This is a genomic window from Pedobacter frigiditerrae, assembly GCF_032678705.1.
Lineage (GTDB): Bacteria > Bacteroidota > Bacteroidia > Sphingobacteriales > Sphingobacteriaceae > Pedobacter > Pedobacter frigiditerrae_A.
Genome location: NZ_JAVTSS010000002.1, coordinates 1,089,563 through 1,113,905 on the forward strand (window position 1 = coordinate 1,089,563; position 24,343 = coordinate 1,113,905).

The 24,343-nt window shown below is 34.5% G+C and carries 20 protein-coding genes; 15 read left to right on the top strand and 5 right to left on the bottom strand.

The features are described 5' to 3' along the window. Positions 1 to 46: 46 nt before the first annotated feature. On the bottom strand, positions 47 to 2,944 hold the full coding sequence (locus tag R2Q59_RS15475) for a DEAD/DEAH box helicase (RefSeq protein ID WP_316786126.1): 2,898 nt from the start codon (positions 2,942 to 2,944) through the stop codon (positions 47 to 49). A gap of 454 nt (positions 2,945 to 3,398) precedes the next feature. Between R2Q59_RS15475 and R2Q59_RS15480 the strand changes: the two genes are divergently transcribed. Together R2Q59_RS15480 and R2Q59_RS15485 are read left to right on the top strand one after the other, a co-directional pair. Beyond that, on the top strand, positions 3,399 to 3,584 hold the full coding sequence (locus R2Q59_RS15480) for a hypothetical protein (RefSeq protein WP_316786127.1): 186 nt from the start codon (positions 3,399 to 3,401) through the stop codon (positions 3,582 to 3,584). 12 nt (positions 3,585 to 3,596) lie between these two features. Continuing rightward, the gene (locus R2Q59_RS15485; protein WP_316786128.1) at positions 3,597 to 4,238 is read left to right on the top strand and encodes a GIN domain-containing protein; all 642 of its coding nucleotides are present in this window, start codon (positions 3,597 to 3,599) and stop codon (positions 4,236 to 4,238) included. Positions 4,239 to 4,414: 176 nt separating this feature from the next. On the opposite strand, the gene R2Q59_RS15490 is transcribed toward R2Q59_RS15485, so the two are convergent. Then, positions 4,415 to 5,956 (bottom strand): aldehyde dehydrogenase family protein, encoded by a 1,542-nt coding sequence (locus tag R2Q59_RS15490; RefSeq protein WP_316786129.1) that lies wholly within the window; start codon positions 5,954 to 5,956, stop codon positions 4,415 to 4,417. A gap of 385 nt (positions 5,957 to 6,341) precedes the next feature. Between R2Q59_RS15490 and R2Q59_RS15495 the strand changes: the two genes are divergently transcribed. Continuing rightward, positions 6,342 to 8,852, top strand: a complete 2,511-nt coding sequence (locus R2Q59_RS15495) for a M1 family metallopeptidase (RefSeq protein WP_316786130.1) — start codon at positions 6,342 to 6,344, stop codon at positions 8,850 to 8,852. Positions 8,853 to 9,069: 217 nt separating this feature from the next. Here the strand turns inward: R2Q59_RS15495 and R2Q59_RS15500 are convergent, their stop codons facing one another. After that, positions 9,070 to 9,540 carry a nuclear transport factor 2 family protein gene (locus tag R2Q59_RS15500; protein WP_316786131.1) on the bottom strand — a complete coding sequence of 157 codons (471 nt, stop codon included), beginning with the start codon at positions 9,538 to 9,540 and terminating at the stop codon, positions 9,070 to 9,072. 245 nt (positions 9,541 to 9,785) lie between these two features. On the opposite strand from R2Q59_RS15500, the gene R2Q59_RS15505 reads away from it, so the two are divergent. The 8 genes from R2Q59_RS15505 to R2Q59_RS15540 all read left to right on the top strand — a co-directional run bounded on the left by R2Q59_RS15505 (position 9,786) and on the right by R2Q59_RS15540 (position 16,424). After that, positions 9,786 to 11,189: a tetratricopeptide repeat protein gene (locus tag R2Q59_RS15505; protein ID WP_316770682.1), complete on the top strand. Its 1,404-nt coding sequence runs from the start codon at positions 9,786 to 9,788 to the stop codon at positions 11,187 to 11,189. Between the two features lie 66 nt (positions 11,190 to 11,255). After that, complete coding sequence (locus tag R2Q59_RS15510) at positions 11,256 to 12,023, top strand: phosphosulfolactate synthase (RefSeq protein ID WP_316770685.1); 768 nt, start codon at positions 11,256 to 11,258, stop codon at positions 12,021 to 12,023. Positions 12,024 to 12,104: 81 nt separating this feature from the next. Then, on the top strand, positions 12,105 to 12,848 hold the full coding sequence (gene aroE, locus R2Q59_RS15515; RefSeq protein WP_316786132.1) for a shikimate dehydrogenase: 744 nt from the start codon (positions 12,105 to 12,107) through the stop codon (positions 12,846 to 12,848). Position 12,849: 1 nt separating this feature from the next. Then, a complete protein-coding gene (locus R2Q59_RS15520) occupies positions 12,850 to 13,434 on the top strand; it encodes a gliding motility lipoprotein GldD (protein WP_316786133.1) in 585 nt (194 codons plus the stop codon). An 80-nt stretch (positions 13,435 to 13,514) separates the two neighbouring features. Continuing rightward, positions 13,515 to 14,153 (top strand): MBL fold metallo-hydrolase, encoded by a 639-nt coding sequence (locus tag R2Q59_RS15525; protein WP_316786134.1) that lies wholly within the window; start codon positions 13,515 to 13,517, stop codon positions 14,151 to 14,153. Positions 14,154 to 14,229: 76 nt separating this feature from the next. Beyond that, on the top strand, positions 14,230 to 15,462 hold the full coding sequence (locus tag R2Q59_RS15530) for an ABC transporter permease (protein WP_316770691.1): 1,233 nt from the start codon (positions 14,230 to 14,232) through the stop codon (positions 15,460 to 15,462). A gap of 1 nt (position 15,463) precedes the next feature. Then, the gene (locus R2Q59_RS15535) at positions 15,464 to 15,844 is read left to right on the top strand and encodes a hypothetical protein (RefSeq protein WP_316770692.1); all 381 of its coding nucleotides are present in this window, start codon (positions 15,464 to 15,466) and stop codon (positions 15,842 to 15,844) included. A gap of 16 nt (positions 15,845 to 15,860) precedes the next feature. After that, positions 15,861 to 16,424 carry a ferritin-like domain-containing protein gene (locus R2Q59_RS15540; RefSeq protein ID WP_316770693.1) on the top strand — a complete coding sequence of 188 codons (564 nt, stop codon included), beginning with the start codon at positions 15,861 to 15,863 and terminating at the stop codon, positions 16,422 to 16,424. Between the two features lie 279 nt (positions 16,425 to 16,703). Here the strand turns inward: R2Q59_RS15540 and R2Q59_RS15545 are convergent, their stop codons facing one another. Both R2Q59_RS15545 and mqnB read right to left on the bottom strand, forming a co-directional pair. Further along, positions 16,704 to 17,555 (bottom strand): 1,4-dihydroxy-6-naphthoate synthase, encoded by an 852-nt coding sequence (locus R2Q59_RS15545; RefSeq protein ID WP_316770694.1) that lies wholly within the window; start codon positions 17,553 to 17,555, stop codon positions 16,704 to 16,706. A gap of 177 nt (positions 17,556 to 17,732) precedes the next feature. Further along, positions 17,733 to 18,371, bottom strand: a complete 639-nt coding sequence (gene mqnB, locus R2Q59_RS15550) for a futalosine hydrolase (protein WP_316770695.1) — start codon at positions 18,369 to 18,371, stop codon at positions 17,733 to 17,735. Positions 18,372 to 18,484: 113 nt separating this feature from the next. Between mqnB and R2Q59_RS15555 the strand changes: the two genes are divergently transcribed. From R2Q59_RS15555 to R2Q59_RS15570, 4 genes are all read left to right on the top strand, one after another. Next, the gene (locus R2Q59_RS15555; protein ID WP_316786135.1) at positions 18,485 to 18,895 is read left to right on the top strand and encodes a 6-pyruvoyl trahydropterin synthase family protein; all 411 of its coding nucleotides are present in this window, start codon (positions 18,485 to 18,487) and stop codon (positions 18,893 to 18,895) included. Positions 18,896 to 18,906: 11 nt separating this feature from the next. Further along, positions 18,907 to 19,542, top strand: coding sequence for a GTP cyclohydrolase I FolE (gene folE / locus R2Q59_RS15560; protein WP_316770697.1), 636 nt, complete (start codon positions 18,907 to 18,909; stop codon positions 19,540 to 19,542). Positions 19,543 to 19,666: 124 nt separating this feature from the next. After that, positions 19,667 to 20,548, top strand: a complete 882-nt coding sequence (gene fabD, locus R2Q59_RS15565) for an ACP S-malonyltransferase (protein ID WP_316786136.1) — start codon at positions 19,667 to 19,669, stop codon at positions 20,546 to 20,548. 36 nt (positions 20,549 to 20,584) lie between these two features. Continuing rightward, a complete protein-coding gene (locus R2Q59_RS15570) occupies positions 20,585 to 24,343 on the top strand; it encodes a HAMP domain-containing sensor histidine kinase (protein WP_316786137.1) in 3,759 nt (1,252 codons plus the stop codon).

The window sequence follows — 24,343 nt, forward strand, 5'->3', positions numbered from 1 at the left end:
TTGCAACTTGTCCCCAGTCTCATATCGCACATCTCAATACTCATATCTAGTTCAACAACTCTCTAATATCGTCTTTACTTAATGATTTGAAGAAACTTTCTTCAGTAGTAATTAATGAATTTGCCAACGATTTTTTACGTCTTTGTAGCGCTAGAATCTTTTCTTCAACGGTATCTTTTGAAATAAATTTATAAATAAAAACCTTCTTATCCTGACCAATTCTATGTGTTCTGTCTATGGCTTGTTGCTCAACTGCAGGATTCCACCAAGGGTCTAAAATAAATACATAATCTGCTTGCGTCAAGTTTAAACCAACTCCACCAGCTTTTATAGAAATTAAGAATACTTTTAAGTCCTTGTTTTCTTGAAACTCAGCTACAATTTCTCCACGGTTTTTTGTGCCACCATCTAGGTATGCATAAGGAATATTTTGTTGCTCAAAACATTCTCTAAATATGCTGAGGTGTTTTACAAATTGAGAGAAAATCAAAACTTTATGTCCACCCTTTAAAACGCTATCTAAAGTGTGCATCACATTTTCAAATTTCCCAGAGTCAGATGTATAGTTTTCATCTATCATCACAGGGTGATTTGCCAATTGCCTTAGTGCTGTTAAACCTTGCAATAGCTGAACTTGTTTTTTTGCCAAACCGCCAGTTTCCATGTCTTTCAGCAAATCGTTTCGGTAAGCCGATTTAATCTTTTCATATTCTGCGGCTTGGTCTTCGCTCATATCGCAATAATATATTTGCTCTGTTTTCGGGGGAAGTTCTGCAGCAACTTGTTCTTTCGTTCTACGTAAAACAAAAGGCTTGATAATGGCTTGTAGTTTTTTCGCTTTTTCTTCGTCTTTGCGTTTCTCTATAGCTTGCACATACTCTTCATTAAAAAAAGATTGTGTGCCCAACAATCCTGGATTTAAGAAAGTTAATTGCGTCCATAAGTCGCCAACAGAGTTTTCTACAGGTGTACCGCTTAGAACCAATTTATGCCTTGATTTGAGCATTCTAACAGCTTTGAATGACTTTGAAGAAGGATTTTTGATATTCTGACTTTCATCAAGAATGATATAATTAAAGTAGAATTTACTTATCAATTCTGAATCTACACGGGTAATTCCATAGGTCGTAATTACCAAATCGTATTTATCAAAAAGGCTGATGTCTTTATTTCTGAAAGTTCCAGTATGGGCGTGAATTTTCAGCTTAGGCGTAAATTTTTTCGCCTCGTTTAGCCAGTTATAAATCAACGATGTTGGCATGATAATTAACGAAGCACTATGGGTTGCATTTTGCTCATCTTCTTCCTTTAACTTCTGCAACATGGCCAAAGTCTGAATGGTTTTACCCAAACCCATATCGTCAGCTAAACAACCACCAAAATTATATTCGCGTAAAAAGCTAAACCAATTGTAACCCGCTTTTTGATAATGACGCAAATCTCCTTTAAAATTAACTGGCATTGCTGTATCTGCAATATCCTCGAAATCGTTTAATCTTTGCAGTTTTCTATCAAGCGTAACATTAGCTAGACTATCTTCCGCTAAATCGTTAATTAAACCAATGTGATGTTTCTTTAACTTCAAATTTTTAGTGCCATCAGCCAAACTAAAGATGCTACTATATTGCGTAAACCACTTTTCTGGAATAATAGCTATATCGCCATCTGGCAAAATAAACTCTCTTTTTTTATGAAGTATATGCTGTTTTAAAGCGATAAATGGAATGGGATGAATACCGAAATAAACGATGGCATTAATATCAAACCAATCGTTGTCTGCTGTGATTTCGAAATCAATTTTATTAGCGCCAAATACAAATCGTTTGCCACTACTTGCTTGCTCAATCTCGAAACCTTGCTCTTGCAAAACTTCAATATGTTCGTTTACCCAAGTAATTATAGCATAAGATGGATTGTCATTTTCACTCAAGTTAGGTAACTCCAAATGATGAAAAAGTGCAGAAACTTTCTTTAAGCCCAAACTTTGCAAAAAGGTATATTTTGCTTTCTCCCAATCGCTATTTCTTTTGATGCGAGTGAAGGTATAATTGTCTTCATCCTTACTTAGGCGAACGGTAACCTTATTTTCGTTACCCATTGCAAAAGCATATTGCCCATATTTAAAGTAAAGCTGAATTTGAGAAACGCCACCATCAACATAAATAACTTTGATGACTGGAGTGGCTTCATGCTTCTCTGTTTTAATTTCAAAACCTTCAGCGTAAACGTGATGTTTTTCTATCAGTGGTGCTACAAATTTTTCGAAATAAGTTTCTTCGGTAGCTTTTGGTATGGCGATGTAACGCTTGTTTAAAAATGGCACAAACTTCTTTCCTTCAATATCGCCTTCAAAAAAGTAAAGCATATCGTTTAATAACATCCAAGCAGGGTGATTGCAAACTACCTGTGCATCTTTAAACATAAAATCGATGCGTAAACCTTGATATTTAATAGTCGGGAAATACCTTGTCTCCGTTTCACTTCTTCTAAAATGGAAAAGCACAGTTGCGGGCTCGGTTGCTAATTCTATTTTGCGCTCTGCAGGCCAACCATCTTTATCCATTAAATACAAACCATCTTTTACCTTCAGTATTTCTAGAACTTCAGCCAGTTTTTTTTCAATTTTTGGCCTAACGCTTTCATAGAATTTATCATCGTAAAACTTGCTGAAAAATTCAAAAGGTCGAATGGCTTTTTTATGATATTTTTTAATGATGTAGTCTTGTTCCGTTTCATCTAAAATCTTGATGAGCTTAAAATCAACATCTGTTAAATGTTTGGCAAATTCTTTAGCGGTATGCGTAAATAAACGTTGGTAGGTTAAAGAAAAATCGCCCTGCGGATTAAGTTGCACAATATGCGGCTCGATTAAATAGCCGAGAAACTCATGCTTACATAAGGAATATACGATTTTGCAGGGGCTGGAACTATTTACGCGTAACATTGGTCAAGGGCTAAAAGAAAGAAAAGGTAAGCATCTAAAAAATTCTAAACTTACAGTAAAAAGTTGAGTGTTCAAACATTTAAGAAATGTTTTTAAAGAAGTTTTTATTGGTTCAATAGTTCATTGGCTCATTAGTAAGCTGTATCTATTAGAAAAGCAGTGTCATTCGTGGGAAACTAAGACAGTCTGGCTTTACGTTAAATCTTTTTCGTGAAAAACTCAAAAGGATACCACTGCAATCCAGTTTATGGATAAAGGCTTGTGCTGCTATTTAGGGTTGCTTGCGCAAAGTAAGACTGCCATTCTCCACCAACTTCGTTTATAAGCCTGATAGTAGCGAGCACGGAATGAAATGGAGTAAAGCGAATAGCAGGGCAGGTTTTGCCAAGGATTACTCCTCCATTCACTTTCAAATGATTAATCTTTCTACTAAACCAATGCTACAAATGAACCAATGAACAAATTTTCTTCTCCCGTTCGTCGAAAAATTACAGCCGTTCGTCGTGAGTTACTTGCTCATGGTCTAAAAGGCCAATATCTCCTGCAACCTTTTGCCCTTATCGTCGTCTTATTTACGAAACCTGCCAGCAAGGGCTTGCAGAAAAAACAAATTATAAATAACAGATTAACAATCACATAAAATATTAAGGATATGAAAACTTCTATCAAAACATTATTCGCAGCAGCATTAACACTAGTAGTATTAACCAGTTCTGCATTCGCATCTACAGACGTAAAAAACAATAACGTAACTGTATTAAATCAAGTAAAAAACATCAGTAAAATTGAAGTAAAAGGAAACGTAGAAGTTATCCTTGTGCAGGCTCCAGTTGAGAGTGTAAAAGTTTACGACAGTTACTATTCTAAAAATGCTTTGGTGCAACAACAAGATGGTATCTTACGTATCAGCTCTTTCCAAAAAGAAACTTTATCTGTAGTAGTTTATGTTCGTGACCTTTCATCAATCGAAGCTGGCGATAACGCACAAGTAAAAACTTATGGCAAAATCAATTTCTTAAGTTTAGCTGTTAAATTAAGCGGTAACGCAACTGCGGATATCAATGCATCAACAATCAGTTTATATACTTCGGTAAAAGACAGTGCAAGTTTAAAATTAGCTGGTTCAACAACTGACCACTATGCAGTGTTAAGCGCACAAGCTAAATTAAACATGGGTTCTTTTGTAGCTGAAACCTCAAGCGTAAATTCTACAGCAACTGTTATTGCAAAAGCAAAACCTGTAAAACAAACTTTAGAAAATTTGGTTATTGATGATATCGATTTAGCAAAATAGCTGAAAGACCAAAGCTGAAAGCAATAGAAAATAATTACTCCATCATATATCTAAAAAAAAGAGTGCCGAAAATTACATCGGCACTCTTTTTTGTTTGCTTTGTCATTCAGAGCGCCGCGAAGAATCTAAAAGAGAGATTCCTCGTTCCTCGGAATGACAAAATTTTTTAGGGGCCTTTACAAATCAAATTTAATCCCTTGCGCAAGCGGCAAAGTATTCGCATAATTAATCGTATTTGTTTGCCTACGCATATAAGCTTTCCAAGCATCAGAACCACTTTCTCTACCGCCACCTGTTTCTTTTTCGCCTCCAAATGCACCGCCAATTTCAGCGCCAGAAGTACCTATGTTTACGTTTGCAATACCACAGTCAGAACCTCCAGCAGATAGAAACTGCTCAGCTTCTCTTAGGTTTAAAGTCATAATTGCTGATGATAATCCTTGCGGAACTCCATTTTGCAAGGCAATGGCTTCATCCAATTCCTTGTATTTGATTAAATATAAAATCGGTGCAAAAGTTTCGTGTTGCACAATCTTATAATCGTTTTTAACTTCTGCAATACAAGCTTTAACATAACAACCTGATGAATATTTTTCACCAGTTAGAACGCCGCCTTCAACTAAGAATTTTCCGCCTTCATTTTTACATTTTTCTATAGAATCTAAATAACTGGCAACAGCATCTTTGTCAATCAACGGTCCAACATGATTGTGTTGGTCTAACGGGTCACCAATTCTTAATTGACCATAAGCTTTAACCAATTTAGCTACAAAATTATCGTAAACACTTTCGTGGATAATTAATCTTCTTGTCGTGGTACAACGTTGGCCTGCGGTACCAACGGCGCCAAATACAGCACCAATAATAGACATGTCTAAATCGGCGTCTTTTGAAATAATGATGGCGTTGTTTCCACCTAATTCCAATAAACTTCTACCCAACCTTGCGCCAACTGCAGCGCCAACTGCTTTGCCCATTCTTGTAGAACCCGTTGCAGAAACCAAAGGAATTCTAGTGTCGTTACTTAACAATTCGCCTACCTCTCTATCACCAATAATTAAATTACAAACACCTTCTGGAACTTCATTTGCAATTAAAACTTTTTCGATAATATGTTGACAAGCAATTGCCGTTAGCGGTGTTTTTTCTGATGGTTTCCAAATGCAAACATTACCACAAACCCAAGCTAGAGCAGTGTTCCAGGCCCAAACAGCTACAGGGAAATTAAACGCAGAAATAATCCCTACAATTCCTAGCGGATGCCACTGCTCATACATTCTGTGATTTGGTCTTTCGCTGTGCATGGTTAAACCATATAATTGACGAGATAAACCTACCGCAAAATCGCAGATATCAATCATTTCTTGCACTTCGCCAAAGCCTTCTTGTAAGCTTTTGCCCATTTCATAAGAAACTAAAGTGCCCAAAGCTTCTTTATTTGCACGTAAAGCCTCTCCAAATTGACGAACCATTTCTCCACGTTTTGGCGCAGGAACTTTTCTCCATTCTAAAAATGCTTTTTGTGCAGTTTCTATAACAAGATTATAATCTGCAGCAGAAGCAACTTGAACAGCAGCTATAGTTTTTCCATCAACAGGAGAGTGGCTTTCTATAACTTTTTCGCTATTTGTTTTGCCCCAATTACTCCCTGTAGCATAAGCAGGATTTATGTTTTCAATCCCTAATTGTTTAAGGATGGCATTTATATTATTTTCCATGGTTTGATTTTTTAAATAAAATCGTTCCTTACAAAACAACAAAAAATTAAGCAGGTTTACCAAATTATTGTTGGCGAGGACAGCAACGTTGTTCAGAACAAAAAGAAATTAACAGAACTTAATTTTAGACCTCAGCGAGGTCTTACATCTATAGCCAATATACAATGATGTGCGACCCCAGCTGGGGTCGAATGTACGTTTCATAATTACTAAACATATTTCATCCCACTGGGATGAGGAACTTACCGTCATTTTTAACCAAATAGAGACACAGAAGCAATAGCTGTATGCCAAAGCGTTCAATAAAAATTTAAACAATGTTTTTGTTACTTACATTGTTGTAACTTTATTTCATTGAAATTATCAAACACCAAAAAATATAAACATGAATAAAAATTTAATAGCTGGATTTGTTGGTCTGGCAATTTTATTGGGTTTTCCTACGGCAAATGCTCAACAAGAAGCTGCACCAAAGGTAAATCCAACTTATCGTGCTACGGCAACAAAAATTAACGATTTAGTACATACAAAACTGGATGTTAAATTTGATTACGCAAAACGTTATTTATACGGAAAAGCTTGGATAACACTAAGACCACACTTTTACACCACGGATACTTTAACGCTTGATGCAAAGGGAATGGAACTTAAAACGGTTGCTTTGGTTGGAGCAAAAGGCAACACACCATTAAAATTTACTTACGACCAAGAAAAAATCTACATCCAACTGAATAAAAAATATTCGAAGGATGAAAAATACACAGTTTACATCGACTATGTTTCTAAACCAAATGAATTAAAAGCAAGTGGTAGTGCGGCTATAACAGATGAAAAAGGTTTGTATTTCATCAATCCAGATGGTACTGATAAAGAAAAACCAATTCAAATTTGGACGCAGGGTGAAGCAGAATCTTCATCGGCTTGGTTCCCAACAATTGATAAACCAAACCAGAAAACTACATCAGAACTTTCTATGACGGTTTTATCTAAATACGTGACATTGTCTAACGGTAAATTGGTTTCGCAAAAAGCAAATACAAACGGTACAAGAACAGATACTTGGAAAATGGATTTACCTCATTCGCCTTATTTATTCATGATGGCAGTAGGCGATTTTAAAATCACAAAAGATGTTTGGAGAGGTAAGGAAGTAAGTTATTATTTAGAGCAAAAGTATGCGCCATATGCCAAGGCTATTTTTGGCAAAACGCCTAAAATGTTAGATTACTTTTCTCAGATTACAGGCGTACCCTATCCTTGGAATAAATATGCACAAATTGTTGCCCGTGATTATGTTTCTGGCGCAATGGAAAACACAACGGCAACTTTGCATGGTGAAAGCATACAGGCTACAGAAAGAGAATTGTTAGATGGTAGTGGCGAAAGTACAATCGCTCATGAATTATTTCACCAATGGTTTGGCGATTATGTGACCACAGAATCTTGGTCAAATATTACCGTTAACGAGTCAATGGCAACATTGGGTGCCATTCTTTGGAAAGGGCATGATGCAGGTAAAGACGCAGAAGATAGAGACAGATATGAAAGTTTAAATTCATATCTAAATTCTACAGAAAATGGTGAAAGTCCAATTTTGGTTCGTTTTAATTACAATAATAAAATGGATGTTTTTGACCAAGTCAGCTATCCAAAAGGAGCTGTAATTTTATATGCACTTAAAAATCAATTGGGAGATGATGCGTTTTATAAGTCGTTAAATCGGTATTTAACGACCAATGCTTTTAAAAATGGCGAAGCGCAACAATTGCGTTTGGCTTTTGAAGAAGTGACGGGTAAAGATTTATCTCAGTATTTTAACCAATGGTATTATGCTGGCGGTCACCCGATTTTAGATGTAAAATACGATTACAAAGATGGCAACGCTACCATCAGTGTAAAACAAACGCAAGCCGCAGATGTGCAAACATTTACGTTGCCCCTAAAGGTTGATATTTATGCTGGTGGCAAGAAAATCTCAAAAGATATAATAATCAATAGCAGGGAGCAAAACTTCAGTTTTCCTGTTTCGGCAAAGCCAGATTTAATTAATTTTGATGTAGATAAAATATTGGTAGGTGAATTAAAAGACACTAAAACATTAGAAAATTACATCTTCCAATATAGCAACGCACCATCTTACGTAAATAGAATAAAAGCGATTGAATATGCTGTTGCTAAAAGTAAAGAACCAGCCGCCCAACAATTATTAACCTTGGCATTAAAAGACCAAAATGATGCAATTAGAGCATTGGCAATTAAAGGGTTTGACTTAAAAAATGAAAAAGTTAAAGCAGCTGTCGCACCAATTTTGGTTTCATTAGCTAAGCAAGATAAAACTTCCAATGTAAGAGCTGCTGCTATATCAAAATTGGCTAGTTCTGGAGATAAAGCATATCTGCCAATTGCGCAAGCAGCATTAAAAGACCGTTCATACAAAGTTATTGGTGCAGCAGTGCAAAGCATAAATAAATTAGACCCTAGCTCATTATCTAGTGTAATTGCAGGTTTAGATGCGGATACAAAGAATCATATCCCAAATGATTTAGCACTAGTATATGCCGCTTTAGGAGATGATTCTTATAATGAATTCTATTTAAACATCATTAATAAAGCCGACATCAATAAATTAGCTCAAACAGTTGGGGGTTACTATGGGTATTTATTGAAAAATCAAAATCCTAAAATTACACAAAGTGGATTGCAAGCTATTATTACCAATATGGATAGAACAAAGTTGACACAATATTGGGGTAAACAATTTGTGAAGAATTTTACTGATGCAGAGCAAGCAAAATTAAAAGAAGCAGAAACTGCAGCAACAGGAACGGATAAAGATAACTTGATTAAAAGAGCTGCTTATTTCAAAGCTGCAGCTGATGAATTAGCGAAGAAATAAATCTATTTAAAAATTTAAGCCGCAGATTCGCAGATTATTAATTAACAAAATCTGCGAATCTGCGGCTTTTTTATTGTTGAAGCCCCTCTCCAAAAGTGAGGGATTTAAAGGGCTGTAGGTTAATATAGTATTTCAGAAAATGGTTTAAAAGCATTGTCTTGAGTTTTCCCTCTCTTTTGGAGAGGGATTGCACAGGACTTTATTTTACCAAAGCCTTTCATAGGGAGAGGCTACAATTATCCTTCCTTCTTGTATCAATCAAGTAAATAATTTTCCAACCATCTTCTCCTTTAAAAAGTTGAAATGAGTTTACACCACAATGGCTAAACTTATCTCCAATGTAAAACTTATAATCAGTCCAAACACTGGCAAGGTTAGCGTCGATTAAGATTTTTGTAAACACAATTCTTTCATCATATTTTTCAGTATGAGGAATCGCAATGCTTTTAATAAAATCGTTAATATTTTCTGTTCTTACTACCGATTTTCCATCCTTCATTTTAACAATAGTTTCCAATGTATTCTTGGTAGCAAATGCCTTTCTTAACATTGCTGTATCTGCATTTCTCATTCCATCAAATAATAAATTAATGGTTGCCGTTACTGCATCTTCTTCGCTTTTGGCTTGCGCAAATGCTTGGTCAAAACTTAAAACAATTAATAATAAAAAAAGGTATATCTGTTTCATGACTTGAATTTTACTGATTTTTAATTAAATATATGTTATTTTGTAATTATTAAAAAGGAACACATCTCTATAGACGAACAAGCCTAACGGCATTCTCGATTTAACATACCTAAAAGTTTTATTACTAGTTAATTACCCTTTGAGGGTGTTTGTATGTTGAAAATTATTTTCTTTACTCGCTTTATAAATAATTAAACTTATAAGGATTTTAAAATAAAGGGATTTGTTCTTTAAATATTCAATACATGGAAGAAGAATTTGAATTTGATTTTAATGATGATGCGCAACACTCAGTAGAACGTTACGAAGAAATGATCCGCAACCAGGATCAGTACTTTTTTGATGCCCAAGCATTTGAATACATCATCGATAATTACATAGAAAAGAATGATCCCGTTAAAGCATTACAGGTTGTAGAATATGCTTTAAATCAGCATCCCTATGCTGCGGTTTTTTTAATTAAGCAAGCACAATTATTGTTATTTACCAATCAGGTTGATAAGGCTTTTGCAGCACTAGAAAAAGCAGAAATGTTAGAGGCATCAGAGCCTGATATTTATGTTTTACGTGGTAACATTTATCAAAATCTAGATCGCCATGCTGAAGCTTTAGAAAATTTCGAAAAAGCGTTGACACTTGCAGAAACTACTGATGAGATTTTATTGCAAATGGCTTATGTGTACCAAAATATGCATGACTATGAAACTGCAATTGTTTATATCAAGCGTAGCTTAGAGCAAAACATGGAAAATAAAGACGGCTTATACGAGCTAGCCTTTTGTTATGATATTTTAGATAAACAAGAAGAAAGCATCCAATTTTATCAAGAATATATAGATACTGATCCTTATTCTTACGCAGCTTGGTACAACTTGGCCAACTCTTTCCATAAGTTAGATTTATTCGAAAAAGCTATTGATGCGTATGATTATGCGATTTTGATTAAAGAAAACTTCGCCTCTGCTTATTACAACAAAGGAAATGCTTTAGTGCAATTGGATAAATACCAAGAAGCCATTGATGTTTACAAACAAACCTTCGAATATGAACAACCAAATGCAGATACTTATTGTGCAATTGGAGAATGTTATGAGAAATTAGAGCAAATGGATGAGGCCCGTTCTTACTATAAAAAATCAGTAAAAATGGATTCTAAAATGGCCGATGCATGGTTTGGAATAGGGGTTACTTTAAACTTCGAAGAACGCTTTTTCGAATCATTGCATTTCTATAAAAAGGCTTTAGAGTTAGATGAAGAAAATCCAGATTTCTGGTTTGCAATGGCAGATGCACATTATAAACTAGGTCAGATAGAAGAATCTATTGAAGCTTATTATAAAGTATTAGAATACAATCCACTGGATATAGAAGCTTGGTTGGATTTTTCAACTGTGTTATATGAGCAAGGAAAGTTGTTAGAGGCATCGGAAACGATGGCCGAGGCGATAAAGAATAATCCTGATGCTGCAGAGTTGTATTACAGGATGGTAGCTTATTTGTTTGCCTTAGGACAAAGTAATGATGCGATTGCCTATTTAGAAACTGCATTGGTAACCGACCCAGAGAAACACTATATTTTGTTTGAATATCTACCGCAATTGCAAGATAATGGTTTAATCCTTCAAGTGATAAATAAATATATCAAATAGTAATTAACAGATATTAACTTCTAAAATTTAAAAAATTGCAGAGTTTTTTTAACCTTTGCACCGAATATGAATTACAAATTAAATGATATTCCAGAGCGCCCTGTAAAACCTCGTAATGGTGGTATTACCATGGTAATGGATAAAGGCTTGAGCCTTAGACAAGTTGAAGATTTTATAGATGTTGCAGGTGTACATACAGATATCGTTAAATTAGGGTGGGCTACATCTTACGTAACACCTAATTTAAAAGAGAAATTAGCACTTTATCGCAGTGCAGGCATACCTACATATTTTGGCGGAACATTATTTGAAGCCTTTGCTATTCGTAATCAGTTTGATGATTATAGAAGGGTTTTAGAAGAATTCGGAATGGAATATGCGGAAGTTTCTGATGGTTCTATGGATATTGAACATGACCAGAAATGTGAATTCATTCGCACGTTATCATCTCAAGTTACGGTAATTTCTGAGGTGGGTTCTAAAGATGCAGCTAAAATATTTGCCCCATACAAATGGATTGCCTTAATGAAAGCGGAAATAGAAGCTGGTTCATGGAAAGTAATTGCGGAAGCTCGTGAAGGTGGAAATGTTGGTATCTATCGTGGTACGGGAGAGGTAAGAGAAGGATTAGTCGATGAGATTTTAACACAAATACCAGAAGAAACAATTATTTGGGAAGCACCTCAAAAAGAGCAACAGGTTTGGTTTATTAAATTAATTGGTACAAACGTTAATTTAGGTAACATCGCACCTGCGGAAGTTATTCCATTAGAAACCATTCGTTTGGGATTAAGAGGCGATACTTTTGATTATTTCTTGAACAAAGGTGTATAATAGATTAAATATTAGAAAATAGGGAATAGGAAATAGATAGGAAGTTACCTATTTCCTATTTTCCATTCCCCATTCCCTCAAATGAGAACATTCGGATTAATTGGTTATCCCTTATCACATTCATTTTCAAAAAAGTTCTTTTCAGAAAAGTTCGAAAAAGAACAAATAGCCAATTGTAAATATGAGTTATTTCCAATTGAAAAGGCTGATGAAATGATGGGTTTGATTAATAAAAATCCATCACTTTGTGGATTGAATGTTACCATACCTCACAAATTAAATGTTATTCCTTTTTTAACAGAGATTGATGATGCAGCAAAAAACATTGGGGCTGTAAATTGTATTTCAATTGATCAAAGTGGGAATAAACCAGTTCTAAAAGGGTATAATACCGATGCTTATGGTTTTGCAGAATCTTTAAAGCCATTGTTAGAAAAACACCATCAAAAAGCTTTGATATTTGGAGATGGTGGTGCTGCAAAAGCAGTAAAATATGTTTTAGAGCAATTACAAATTCCGTTTCTGGTTGTGGTTAGAAATCCAGTTGCAAATGCAATTTTATATTCGGCTGTTACCGCAGAAATATTAGACGAGTATAAAATTTTAGTCAACACCACGCCACTTGGAATGTTGCCAAACTTGGACTCTTTCCCCCCAATTCCTTATCAGTTTATTACTGACCAACATTTAGCTTACGATTTAGTTTATAATCCAGAAGAGCCAGCTTTTCTAATAAAGGCAAAAGCGCAAGGTGCAAAAATTAAAAACGGCTTGGAAATGTTATACCTACAAGCCGAACGTTCTTGGTATATTTGGAATACATAAAATGAAGAAAGCCATATTTATCCTGTTCGTTTTGGTATCAGCCATTGCTGCTTGTACAAGTGATAACACTTATACGCCTAAACCTAAAGGATATTTTCGCATTAAATTTCCAAAAAAAGAATATAAGGTTTATGATGCTGGCTGTCCGTTTACATTTGAATATCCAGTGTATGCAAATCTTGTAGTAGATAATGAGAAGAATGCTCAACCTTGTTGGTTAAATATGCAATTTACTCAATTCAACGGCAATTTACACTTAACCTATCATGGAGTTTTTTCTGAAAAGGATTATAATAATATGACCGAAGCCGCTAGAACTTTGGCAATGAAACATACCATTAGAGCAAATGCAATAGACCAAAAACTAATCAACTATCCTGATAAGAAGGTTTATGGTATTTATTATGCCATTGAAGGAAATACAGCCTCTTCAGTTCAGTTTTTCTTAACAGATAGTGTCAATCATTATTTTAGAGGTGCTTTATATTTTAATGAACGACCACAATATGATTCGATTCAGCCAGTGGTAAAGTTTATAAAAAAAGACATCGATAAGATGATTGAAACTTTTAAATGGAAGAACTAATGAATTGTTAAATTGCTTTATTGTTGAGACTATCTTAAACGCCCAAGCCATTACTATCTACTATAAACTATTGCTCTATTATGATTCAACTGAAAAAATTCACATTCAACCCATACCAAGAAAATACTTATGTTTTATATGATGAAACAAATAGTTGTGTAATTATAGACCCAGGAATGTATGATGGAGCTGAGCAAAATCAGTTGGTAAACTTCATTAAAGAAAATGGACTTAAGCCAGAACTTTTATTAAATACCCACTGCCATATAGACCACGTTTTAGGAAACAAGTTTGTGTTTGATAATTGGTCTTTGAAACCGCAATTCCATAAGGGCGAGCTATATATTTTACAAGCTGTTGCCGGTTATGCGCCACAAATGGGAATGCATTATGAACTATCGCCAGAACCTGAGGTTTTTTTAGAAGAGACTGGATTTATCACATTTGGTAACAGCAAGCTGGATTTAATTTTTGCGCCTGGGCATTCGCCAGCGCATTTGTGTTTTTATGCAAAAGAAGAAAACTTCTTGATTGGTGGTGATGTATTGTTCTATCGCAGCATTGGTAGAACAGATTTGCCAGGAGGAAACCATCAGCAACTCATAAAAAGTATTAAAGAAAACGTTTTCCAGTTGCCGGATGACTGCGAAGTATTTCCTGGTCATGGGCCATCTACAACCATTGGTTTTGAGAAAATGAATAACCCTTTTCTGGTGTAAGATGGAAAAGGTAAAATGGAAAATGTTTTAATTCCATCTGCCCTTTTACCTCTTACATTTTCCATATATTTACAGCGTGAACACCGCATTTTACATCGCCAAAAGATACCTTTTTGCAAAAAAGTCAACCAATGCCATTAATATCATTTCGGCAATTTCTGTGTTGGGTGTTTTTGTGGGTAGCACAGCATTGATTATAATTTTATCGGTATTTAATGGTTTTGAAGAAGTAGTATTAAAAATGTTTAATACCATTACACCTCAAATATTAATAACGCCAGCTCAAGGCAAAACTTTTGATGTCAATACGGCTTATTTTAAGGAACTTCAAGGCAATAAGACTATCTTTTCTTACACGGAGGTATTGTCTGAAAATGCTTTAATAAGATATAATAATAAACAATCTCCCGCACTGGTGAAAGGTGTGAGCAGTGATTTCCTTAAAAATAAAGGTCTGGATACAGTAATGGTTGAAGGACATTTTATTTTAGAAAACGATAATGGCCCAAATGCGGTTATTGGATCAGCTTTACAAGCCACTTTAGGGGTAAATTCGTCAGACCCATTTGAGCAATTACAAATTTTTTCTCCAAAAAGAGGTGTAACTGCAAGTTCAATTAATCCGATGGATGATTTTACTGTGTTAACAATTCCCCCCTCTGGTGTGTTTGAGGTACAACAAGATTTTGATAATATTATAGTAGTGCCATTAAGTTTTGCCCGTAAACTGTTTGGAGAGGAAAATAAGGTTTCGGCAATAGAAATTAATGTAAAGGATGGAATTGACGAAGAGCAGTTGAAAGAAGAGATTGAAAGTAAACTCGGAGCGGCTTTTGTTGTTAAAAATAGAGTGCAACAAAACCAAGCTTTGTATAATGTTTTAGGCTCTGAAAAGTGGATGGTTTATATCATTTTAACCTTTATTTTAATTATCGCCATTTTTAATATCATAGGCTCGCTAACCATGTTGGTGATAGATAAATTAAAAGATATTTCGATTTTAAACAGCCTTGGAGCTGGGAAAAAATTAATCAAAAGAATATTTTTAATTGAAGGGATGATGATAACTTTAACTGGTTGTATCTTTGGGTTAATAATAGGATTTATTTTCTGCTTGTTACAACAGCGATTTGGTTGGTTTAAGATGGGAGAATCTACACTTTTGTTTTCTAATGCCTATCCAATCGCACTAAAGTGGAAAGATTTTGTGCTTGTTTTTATAACTGTTAGTTTCTTTTCTTTAATTGCTTCAGCTTTGGCATCAAATTTAAGCGTTAAGAAGATAGACCAATTAAATCAAGACCTTTAAGATGAATACATATAAAAAATTAATGTTCTTTTTATTCGCTTCTATGGTAGCACTAGCTGCTTGTAATGATGATAAAAAAGATGCTGACAAGAATAAGTCTTTAGTGATAAAGGGTCTGTATAGTTATGGTCCAGAGATTAAATCTTTCACCGAATGTGAGGATGGAAGAGAGTTTTGGGTTGCAGATAGTGCTAAAACATTAGAATTAGCTTATAGTAACTTGGGCTTCGAAAAACCATATACACCCGTTTATATTGAAGTAGAATGTAAACTTGTAAAATCTGATACCTCAAAAGTAACAGGCGATTATGACTCTACAATGGTGGTAACAAAGTTGCTCAAAATAAGTAAGCAAATTCCCGACGGGCCTTGTTCGCAATAATTAAACGCTTTTTCTATTGAAAATTAATCATCCTGCTTTAACAAAACTTTTACAGCAAGCTTATTCTGCAGAAAAAGCAGCAGCCTTTGCATACATCGGCCATGCCAAAAATGTAAAAAATGAAGCCGAAAAGTTAGCCATTAAACAAATTGAGCTGGATGAATGGGGTCATAGAAAAGAAGTGCTGGAAATTATGACTGAGTATGATATTCCAATATCAAAATTCTATGAGTTCAAGTATCATATCATTGGCAGAACTATTTCTGCTTTGTGTTATGTAATTGGCAGATTTATGCCTTTTTTCTTCGCTGGAAAACTAGAGAGCGGCAATGTTTGTGAATACTTTAGAATGCGACAATATTTCAATAGCATTGGGATTATAAAACACGACCATGCTTTGTATGAAATGGGTATCAAGGAAAAAGAGCATGAAGTCTATTTTTTAGAACAGGTTAAGGATGATAAATTTTTACCCTTTTTCGAAAAAGTATTTTCTTGGGGAGCAAATACTAGCGCCAACAATATCGATTTAGCCAATAAACAACCGTCAGAAAATTCTGGAGATTATTGTAAGAAGTAAAAAAGTTGAAACTAATTTGTGCGTCATTCCCAAATAAATAGGCTCCTGGTTTCTTTAAGTTAAGAAGAAAACAACAAATAATTGTCATCCTGAGCGTAGTCGAAGGGCAAATTATTTTTGTTTGACCAACGAAAGGTCTTCGACTACGCTCAGACTGACAGCCATTGTGCTTAATAATGGCATTGCCCTTTGGGATGAAATTTTGGAGGTTGAAACGTTTAAAGTTTCAAGAATACCTCAATCATCATTGCTTAAAATCTGTTTAATCTGTGGCTAAATTTAATCGACATATAAACTTAAATCAAAACTAGGGATTACTTTGTTTTTGGTAGCCATTTCAAACAAGGTATCAATTGCCTTTTTGCCTTCTTCTCCTAAATCAATAGAATATTTGTTAACGTACAATTCTATGTGTTTGTACATTACGGCTTCATCCATTTCTTGTGCATGTTGTTTAATGAAATCTAGAGCAGACTTGGGGTTAGCAAAAGCAAACTCTACAGATTTTCTAACCAACTTGTTTACCTTTTGCTGAATTTCTAAATCCAGGTTTCTATTAATTACTATTCCGCCCAAAGGGATGGCGCAACCTGTTAGTTCCTCCCAATAGCTACCTAAATCAACTACCTTATGTAAACCTTTATCTTGGTATGTAAAACGATTCTCGTGGATAATTAAGCCTAAATCAATTTCATCGTTTATCAAAGCGTCTTCAATTTCAGAAAACACCATTTCTTTTTTATCGGTTAATTGTGGATAGGCAACACCTAGTAAAAAGTTCGCTGTAGTATATTTACCAGGAATACCAACCTTGAGTTGGGCGTTTGGAGTTGAGAGTTGAGAGTTGATTTTGTTGATGTTTCCCTCCTTGCAAATTAACAATGGCCCAACACCGAAACCTAAGGCACTACCTGCATTTAACAGTGCATATTTTTCAACTACATAAGCAAGAGCATGAAAACTCAATTTGGTAATGTCCAGCTCTCCACGCATCGCTTTTTGATTCAAGGTTTCTACATCATCAAAAGAAACATCGAATGATAAACCTTCGGTGTCAATTTTATTGTGAATTAGCGCATCGAAAATAAAAGTATCGTTAGGGCATGGCGAAAAACCAAGTGTAAGTTTCATAAAGTAAAAATAAAGCTTTGTGAAGAGAAGCCACAGCTTAACAGATTTTTTTACAAATCTTGGTTAAATATGGGTAAAATAAATGTATCGTGCTCGTTTGCAACGAATGATTGAATTGGACGATTTTTTCGTCCATAGATCATGGCACATTACAAATGTACGGCACTTGCACCCTCGTTACAAACGAGGACGATTTAAGTTATCTGTGGTTAAAAAATCAATTACCCATTCATTCAAATTTTTTATCGCCAATCCAATTTTCCAAGTTTCCTTCGCTCTTGGCGTAACATAATTAGAAATACTTCTTACTTGTAAGCAAGGAATATTTAATTTTTCGCAGGCATACAATACTGCCGCACCTTCCATGCTTTCTACTTGTGGTGCAAACCTTTTTACTATAACTTCAATGCTATCAGAATTACCGTGAACCTTATTAACCGTAATACCATTAACTTTTGGTAAATCACTTAAATTATAGCTAGAACTATAGGAGCTTTTCCCGAAGCCCAATTCATCAATAGTTAAAAAACCATCATGGTCTTCGGCACCAAGTTCTGCAAAAGTATCTTGAAAAACATTTACTAAATCTCCCAGAGGGGTGTTTTTGTCGAAACTTCCAGCAATGCCCACATTTAAAACTAAATCGTATTTTTTATCAAGTTGCTGTCCCAATGAAAAAGCAGTTGCCGTCATTCCAACCCCAGTAATCAAAATGTCAAAGTTTGAAGTCTCAATAAAATCTTCTGTAGGTAAGTTAAAGTGCTCGTAAACCTTTGTTAACTCTTTTTGGGTTGCGGCAACAACTAGTAGTTTCATTCTTCTAAATTAAAAATTATGATTGAGAATTAACGTTTTTAGCTTTTAGCTTTTTCCTTTAGTCTTTTAGCTTGAACCTTAATACGTATATTTGCTTTTTATTTGATAAAATAATGATTTATATAACACGCAGAGAAAGCTTTAATGCGGCTCATAAATTATCGAGAACAGATTGGAGCGAAGAGAAAAACACAGAAGTTTATGGTAAATGCGCTAATCCAAATTGGCATGGTCATAACTACCATTTATACGTAACGGTTAAAGGAGAAGTAAATCCAGAAACTGGCTTTTTGGTAGATTTGAAATGGTTAAAACAAGTTATCAATGTTCATGTAATCGATAAGGTTGATCATAGGAATTTGAATTTGGATGTTGATTTCATGAAAGGTAAATTAGCATCGACAGAGAACTTGGCAATTGCTATTTGGGATATTTTATTGCCTCATGTTAATGAAAGTGGTGCACAGTTGCACAGCATAAAAATTTACGAAACCGAAAATAACTTTGTTGAGTATTTAGGTTAATTAAAATAAAAATGGAGAACGATAAATACGATCACGAAGAAGAATTTTTGGGCTACAAAAAAATTGACCAATATGATGATGCAAAAATCACTTCTGTGGCTACTCATTATAAAGATATCTTAAGTAACCTAGGTGAAAATCCAGAACGTGAAGGTCTTTTAAAAACGCCTGAACGTGTAGCTAAGGCTTTACAATACTTAACCCATGGTTATGATATTGACCCTTCAGAAATTCTTCGCTCTGCGATGTTTAAAGAAGATTATAGCCAAATGGTTGTGGTAAAAGACATTGAAGTTTATTCTATGTGTGAACACCACATGTTGCCATTTTTTGGTAAAGTGCACATCGCTTACATTCCGAAGGGACATATTGTTGGCCTAAGTAAAATACCTAGGGTTGTAGATGCTTTTGCAAGAAGATTACAAGTTCAAGAACGTTTAACAAACGAAATTAGAGATTGCATTCAAGATACATTACAGCCCGCAGGAGTTGCAGTTGTAATGGAGTGTAGGCACTTATGTATGGCTATGCGTGGTGTGCAAAAACAGAACTCTGTAACAACAACATCAGCATTTACTGGCGGATTTTTAAGTAACGATAAAACAAGGGCAGAGTTTTTGAGGTTAATAACTGCAAACCTGCATTAGTAGAAACTAAATAATATAAAGTATCCTGATTGGATGCATAATCAAATATTAATAAAAAAGATATCCTTTTGGCATTTTTGAATATGTCTCAAATCTCAATTCGCATATCTCATATCTAAATAGAATGAAAGCATATATATTTCCAGGGCAAGGCGCTCAATTTGTAGGAATGGGTAAAGACCTTTACGAAAATACATTGGCTAAAGAATTATTCGAAAAAGCAAACGAAATCATAGGTTTCCGCATTAGCGATATCATGTTTAGCGGTACAGATGAAGAGTTAAAACAAACCAATGTTACGCAACCTGCCATCTTTTTGCATTCAGTAATTTTAGCTAAGGTTTTGGGTAATGATTTTAAACCTGATATGGTTGCTGGTCATTCTTTAGGAGAGTTTTCGGCATTGGTTTCGGCAAATGCTTTGTCTTTTGAAGATGGTTTAAGATTGGTTATTGCTCGTGCTAATGCAATGCAAAAAGCTTGTGAGATTCAACCATCTACAATGGCTGCAATTTTAGGCTTGGCCGATGAAGTTGTAGAAGGAATTTGTACTAGTATAAATGCAGTGGTTGTTCCTGCTAATTATAACTGCCCTGGACAGTTGGTGATTTCTGGTAGCATTGAAGGAATTGATGAGGCTTGCGAGAAATTAACAGCTGCAGGTGCAAAAAGGGCATTGAAATTAAATGTTGGTGGTGCGTTTCATTCACCATTAATGGAGCCAGCCAAAGTAGAATTGCAAGCGGCAATTGAGAATACAAATATTTTATCTCCAATCTGCCCAATTTACCAGAACGTAAATGCAAAACCAACTACAGACCCTGCAACTATAAAAGAAAATTTAATTGCACAATTAACTGGCGCTGTAAGATGGACACAAACTGCTACAAACATGATTGCCGATGGTGCAACAGAATTTGTGGAGGTTGGCCCAGGAAACGTACTTCAAGGTTTGGTTAAAAAAGTGAGTAGAGAGGTACAAACAAGTAGTGCAACAATGTTATAAATATAAAATAAATACCTTTTATTAAAAAACTATAAAGTGAGTATTGGAGGTAAAATTAGGTTTCTGTTATTGCTTTTGGGGATATGTTGTATTATTACAGCATTATCTTTAAATAATTCAATTACAAAAAGCGACCTCCTTGTTCACGAAGCTGAAGAGTTACAACAAAATTTAGATGTAAAACAGCAAATAGTTCAAAATTATCTTTCTAACCCAGAAAAAATAAATGAACTAAAAAGACTCAAGAGAAATGATAAGCTTGCGCTTGCTTTTATAGATGCTTATAGAGAGAACGGGGTAAATGTTTTAGTTTATAAGAATGAAAAACTAGAGTTCTGGAGTTCAGCTAAGGCATTTCCTACTAATATTCTATTGATAAAGGAAGGGCCTTCCCTTAAACAGTTATCTAATGGTTATTATGAACTGATAAAAAAGACTGTTGATGACTATGTCTTTATTTTCTTAATATCTATAAAATCTCAATATAGTATTGAAAATCAGTACTTACAGAATAGAATAACTCCTGAGCTTTTCTCACGTAACACCTTAGATTTAGCTACTTTTACCGATAAGGAGGTTCAAGAAATCTTTAGCCTTAATAAGGAATATTTATTTACAGTAAAACTTACTGATGAGGTTTCTAAAAATATGTATGCCGATATACAACTGTGGTTGTGGATTGTTGGCTTAATTAGCATTTGCGCTTTTGTAAATTCTTACTGTTCATGGCTGGCTAAAAGAGGTTTTGCATTATCGGCAACTTTAGTTTTAAGCTTGTTTTTTGCAGGGGTTCGCTTATCTGATTTGCAGTTTTTTTGGTTTAATCACCAGTTTAATCTTTCCATCTTTAGCCCTTATGTGTATGCGCAGGGCGAGTTTTTGCCATCTTTAGGAGATTTATTCTTACACTTAGTTGCTTTAACATGGATTGGATTTTTTGCTTATATACATCGGCATGAGTACGTTCTGCCTAAATGGATTATTAAAAGTAAAATCATTGGGTTAACATATCATATCTTAATATTAGTTGGTTTAGCGTTAGTTGCTTTTTTGTTTGATGAGATTTTTTTTGGATTGATTAATAACTCCAAAATAAACCTTGATATCACCAACATCATAAGTTTAGGGTGGATCAGTTGGATCAGTATTTTAACACTTTGTTTAGCTTGGTTTAACATATACCTATTTAGCAATGTTACAATTGAGATAAGTAAACAATTGAATGTCACAAACAGGGAAAGATTAATTGTTTTTTTAACCTTACTTACCGGGTTGTTCATCTTTAAATTAATAGATGATTTTAATGTATTCTTTTTGGTATATGCATTACTGATTTTCATAATTGGATGGAACAACTATGTTCAATTTCGTAAATTTTCTGTCGGTATTTTTGCCTTGCTTTTTTTGTGTATGGCATTTCTTACCTCAATTAAATACACCAAGTTTAGTACAATAAAGGAACACGAAAATAGGAGAGATATTGCCGAAAAGCTATTAAATGCTGACGATCCAAAAGTCATTAATTCAATTGAAAGCTTTGAAAAAGGAGTTTCTTCAGACTCATCCATAGTTAAATATTTTAAATCACCAATGGTGATGCAGAGCTTTAGCTTTCATAATTATATTACAAAAACCTATTTAGATGGTTATTTATCAAGGTTTGAATATAAAATATACGAATACAATAACTTGGGTAATGCCCTCAAAATAAATGAGCAGCTAGTTTCCTTATCAAAATATAAGAATCTAGTTACATCGGGTGCTGTTAAGACCCAAGAAAACAGTTATTTTTACCGTATTAACGATACGTTTGGCTATCAAGTTTATTTTGGTATAATCCCAATTTTTGATGGATCTACCCTTTTAGGGACACTTGTTATAGACTTGAAGTCCCAATCTTATGATTATAATAGCCATTTCCCAGATTTATTAATTGATGGAAAACTTAAAAGCGATGAAGACTTTACCGATTATTCTATAGCTTTCTATAAGGACGATAAACTCTACCTGCAATCTGGTAAATACACTTATGCCATGGTTAATAAGAGGTTTAAGGGAGAAATAGGGAAAGTAGAATTTGTTAATGATGAAGAAAAAGACGTTGTAAATTTAGGGGGTAAAAGCAGTGCCCTTTATAACCACGCAACCTACCGACCAGATAACGCTAAACTTATTGTTATAAGTAAAGAAAAGGTCCCCTATCTCGAGCGATTGGCCACTTTATCATTTTTCTTCTTGGTATTTATTTTATTTGGTATTACAGTTTACATTTTAATATTTATCATTAAAAATATAAACGATAATACTTCTGGATGGTTTAATCTAAATCGCTATTTAATGATAAATGCGAATAAGATTTTATACAAAACACGTATCCAAGTTTCTATTGTTTTATCAGTAGTTGCCACTTTGTTAATAGTAGGTTGGGCAACCTTTTTCTATATCAAGAAAGAATACCAAACCCAACAGGAAAATGCAATTAGAGAGAAAGTTAGGAAAGTTCAATTGGCGTATGAGAAACAGATTTTAAATGCTGAAGCAATTAGAAATGATGATGAAACACAGTTTGAGTTTAATCAATTTGCTGATGTTAACTCGACCTTTTTAAATCTTTATGATACAAAGGGAAGTTTGTGGTTAACTTCTTTGCCAAAAATGTTCGATTTGGGCATAGTTGGAAAAAAAATGGGTCCAAAAGCATTTATTGAACTGAGCTTACTGCAAAGGTCTGAGTTCTTAAATACTGCAGAAAAAATAGGGTCTTTCCAATACGCTGCCGCCTATGCTCCGATTAGAAATGCACAAAACAAAACTATAGCTTATATAGGGATGCCTTATTACGCTAATGAATCAGATTATCAGGCTAAGATTGGCTTATTTATTAATACGTTAATCAATATCTACGCACTCGTTTTCGTATTAATTGGGGTACTTGCTGTGTTCTTGGCTAATCAGATTACGAATCCACTAACATTTATTCAGGAGAATATCCGTAAGACCAAACTCGGTCAAAAAAATACACCTATTGTTTGGCATCGCCAAGATGAGATAGGCGCTTTGGTAAAGGAATATAATAAAATGATTGCCGCATTAGAGTTGAGTGCCAATAAACTAGCTAGGTCTGAGAGGGAAAGTGCTTGGCGAGAGATGGCAAAACAAGTTGCTCATGAGATTAAAAATCCATTAACACCACTAAAACTGGGTGTGCAGTTATTAGAGAAGTCTTGGAAAGAGGGTGATCCAAATTTTGAAAAGAAATTCGCAAGTTTTAATAAATCATTTATAGAACAAATTGATAGTTTGGCAACTATTGCATCTGAGTTTTCGAATTTTGCTAAGATGCCTGATACTAAATTAGAAGAGTTAGAACTATTACCTATCATAGAACAAACAATTAGTGTATTTAACACCGCAGAGAATGTAGAAATTCTGGTTTTAAACCGTACAAATAAAAAGATTATTGTTCTTGGAGATAAAGACCAATTATTAAGGACTTTTAACAATCTTTTAAAAAATGCCATTGAAGCTAGCGAAGGAAAAGAGAAATGTTTGATAAAAATTCAACTATTAAATGATGAGAAGAATGTCTTTGTAGAAGTTCAAGATAATGGAAAGGGAATAGAAGCAATTTTAAAAGACAAAATTTTTGTGCCTAATTTCACAACTAAATCATCTGGAACAGGACTTGGACTTGCCTTCGTAAAACAAGCAATAGAGAATGCCGGAGGCGCAATAGATTTTACTTCAGAAATTAATATGGGAACAACCTTTAATTTAACCTTCCCATTGGTTTAG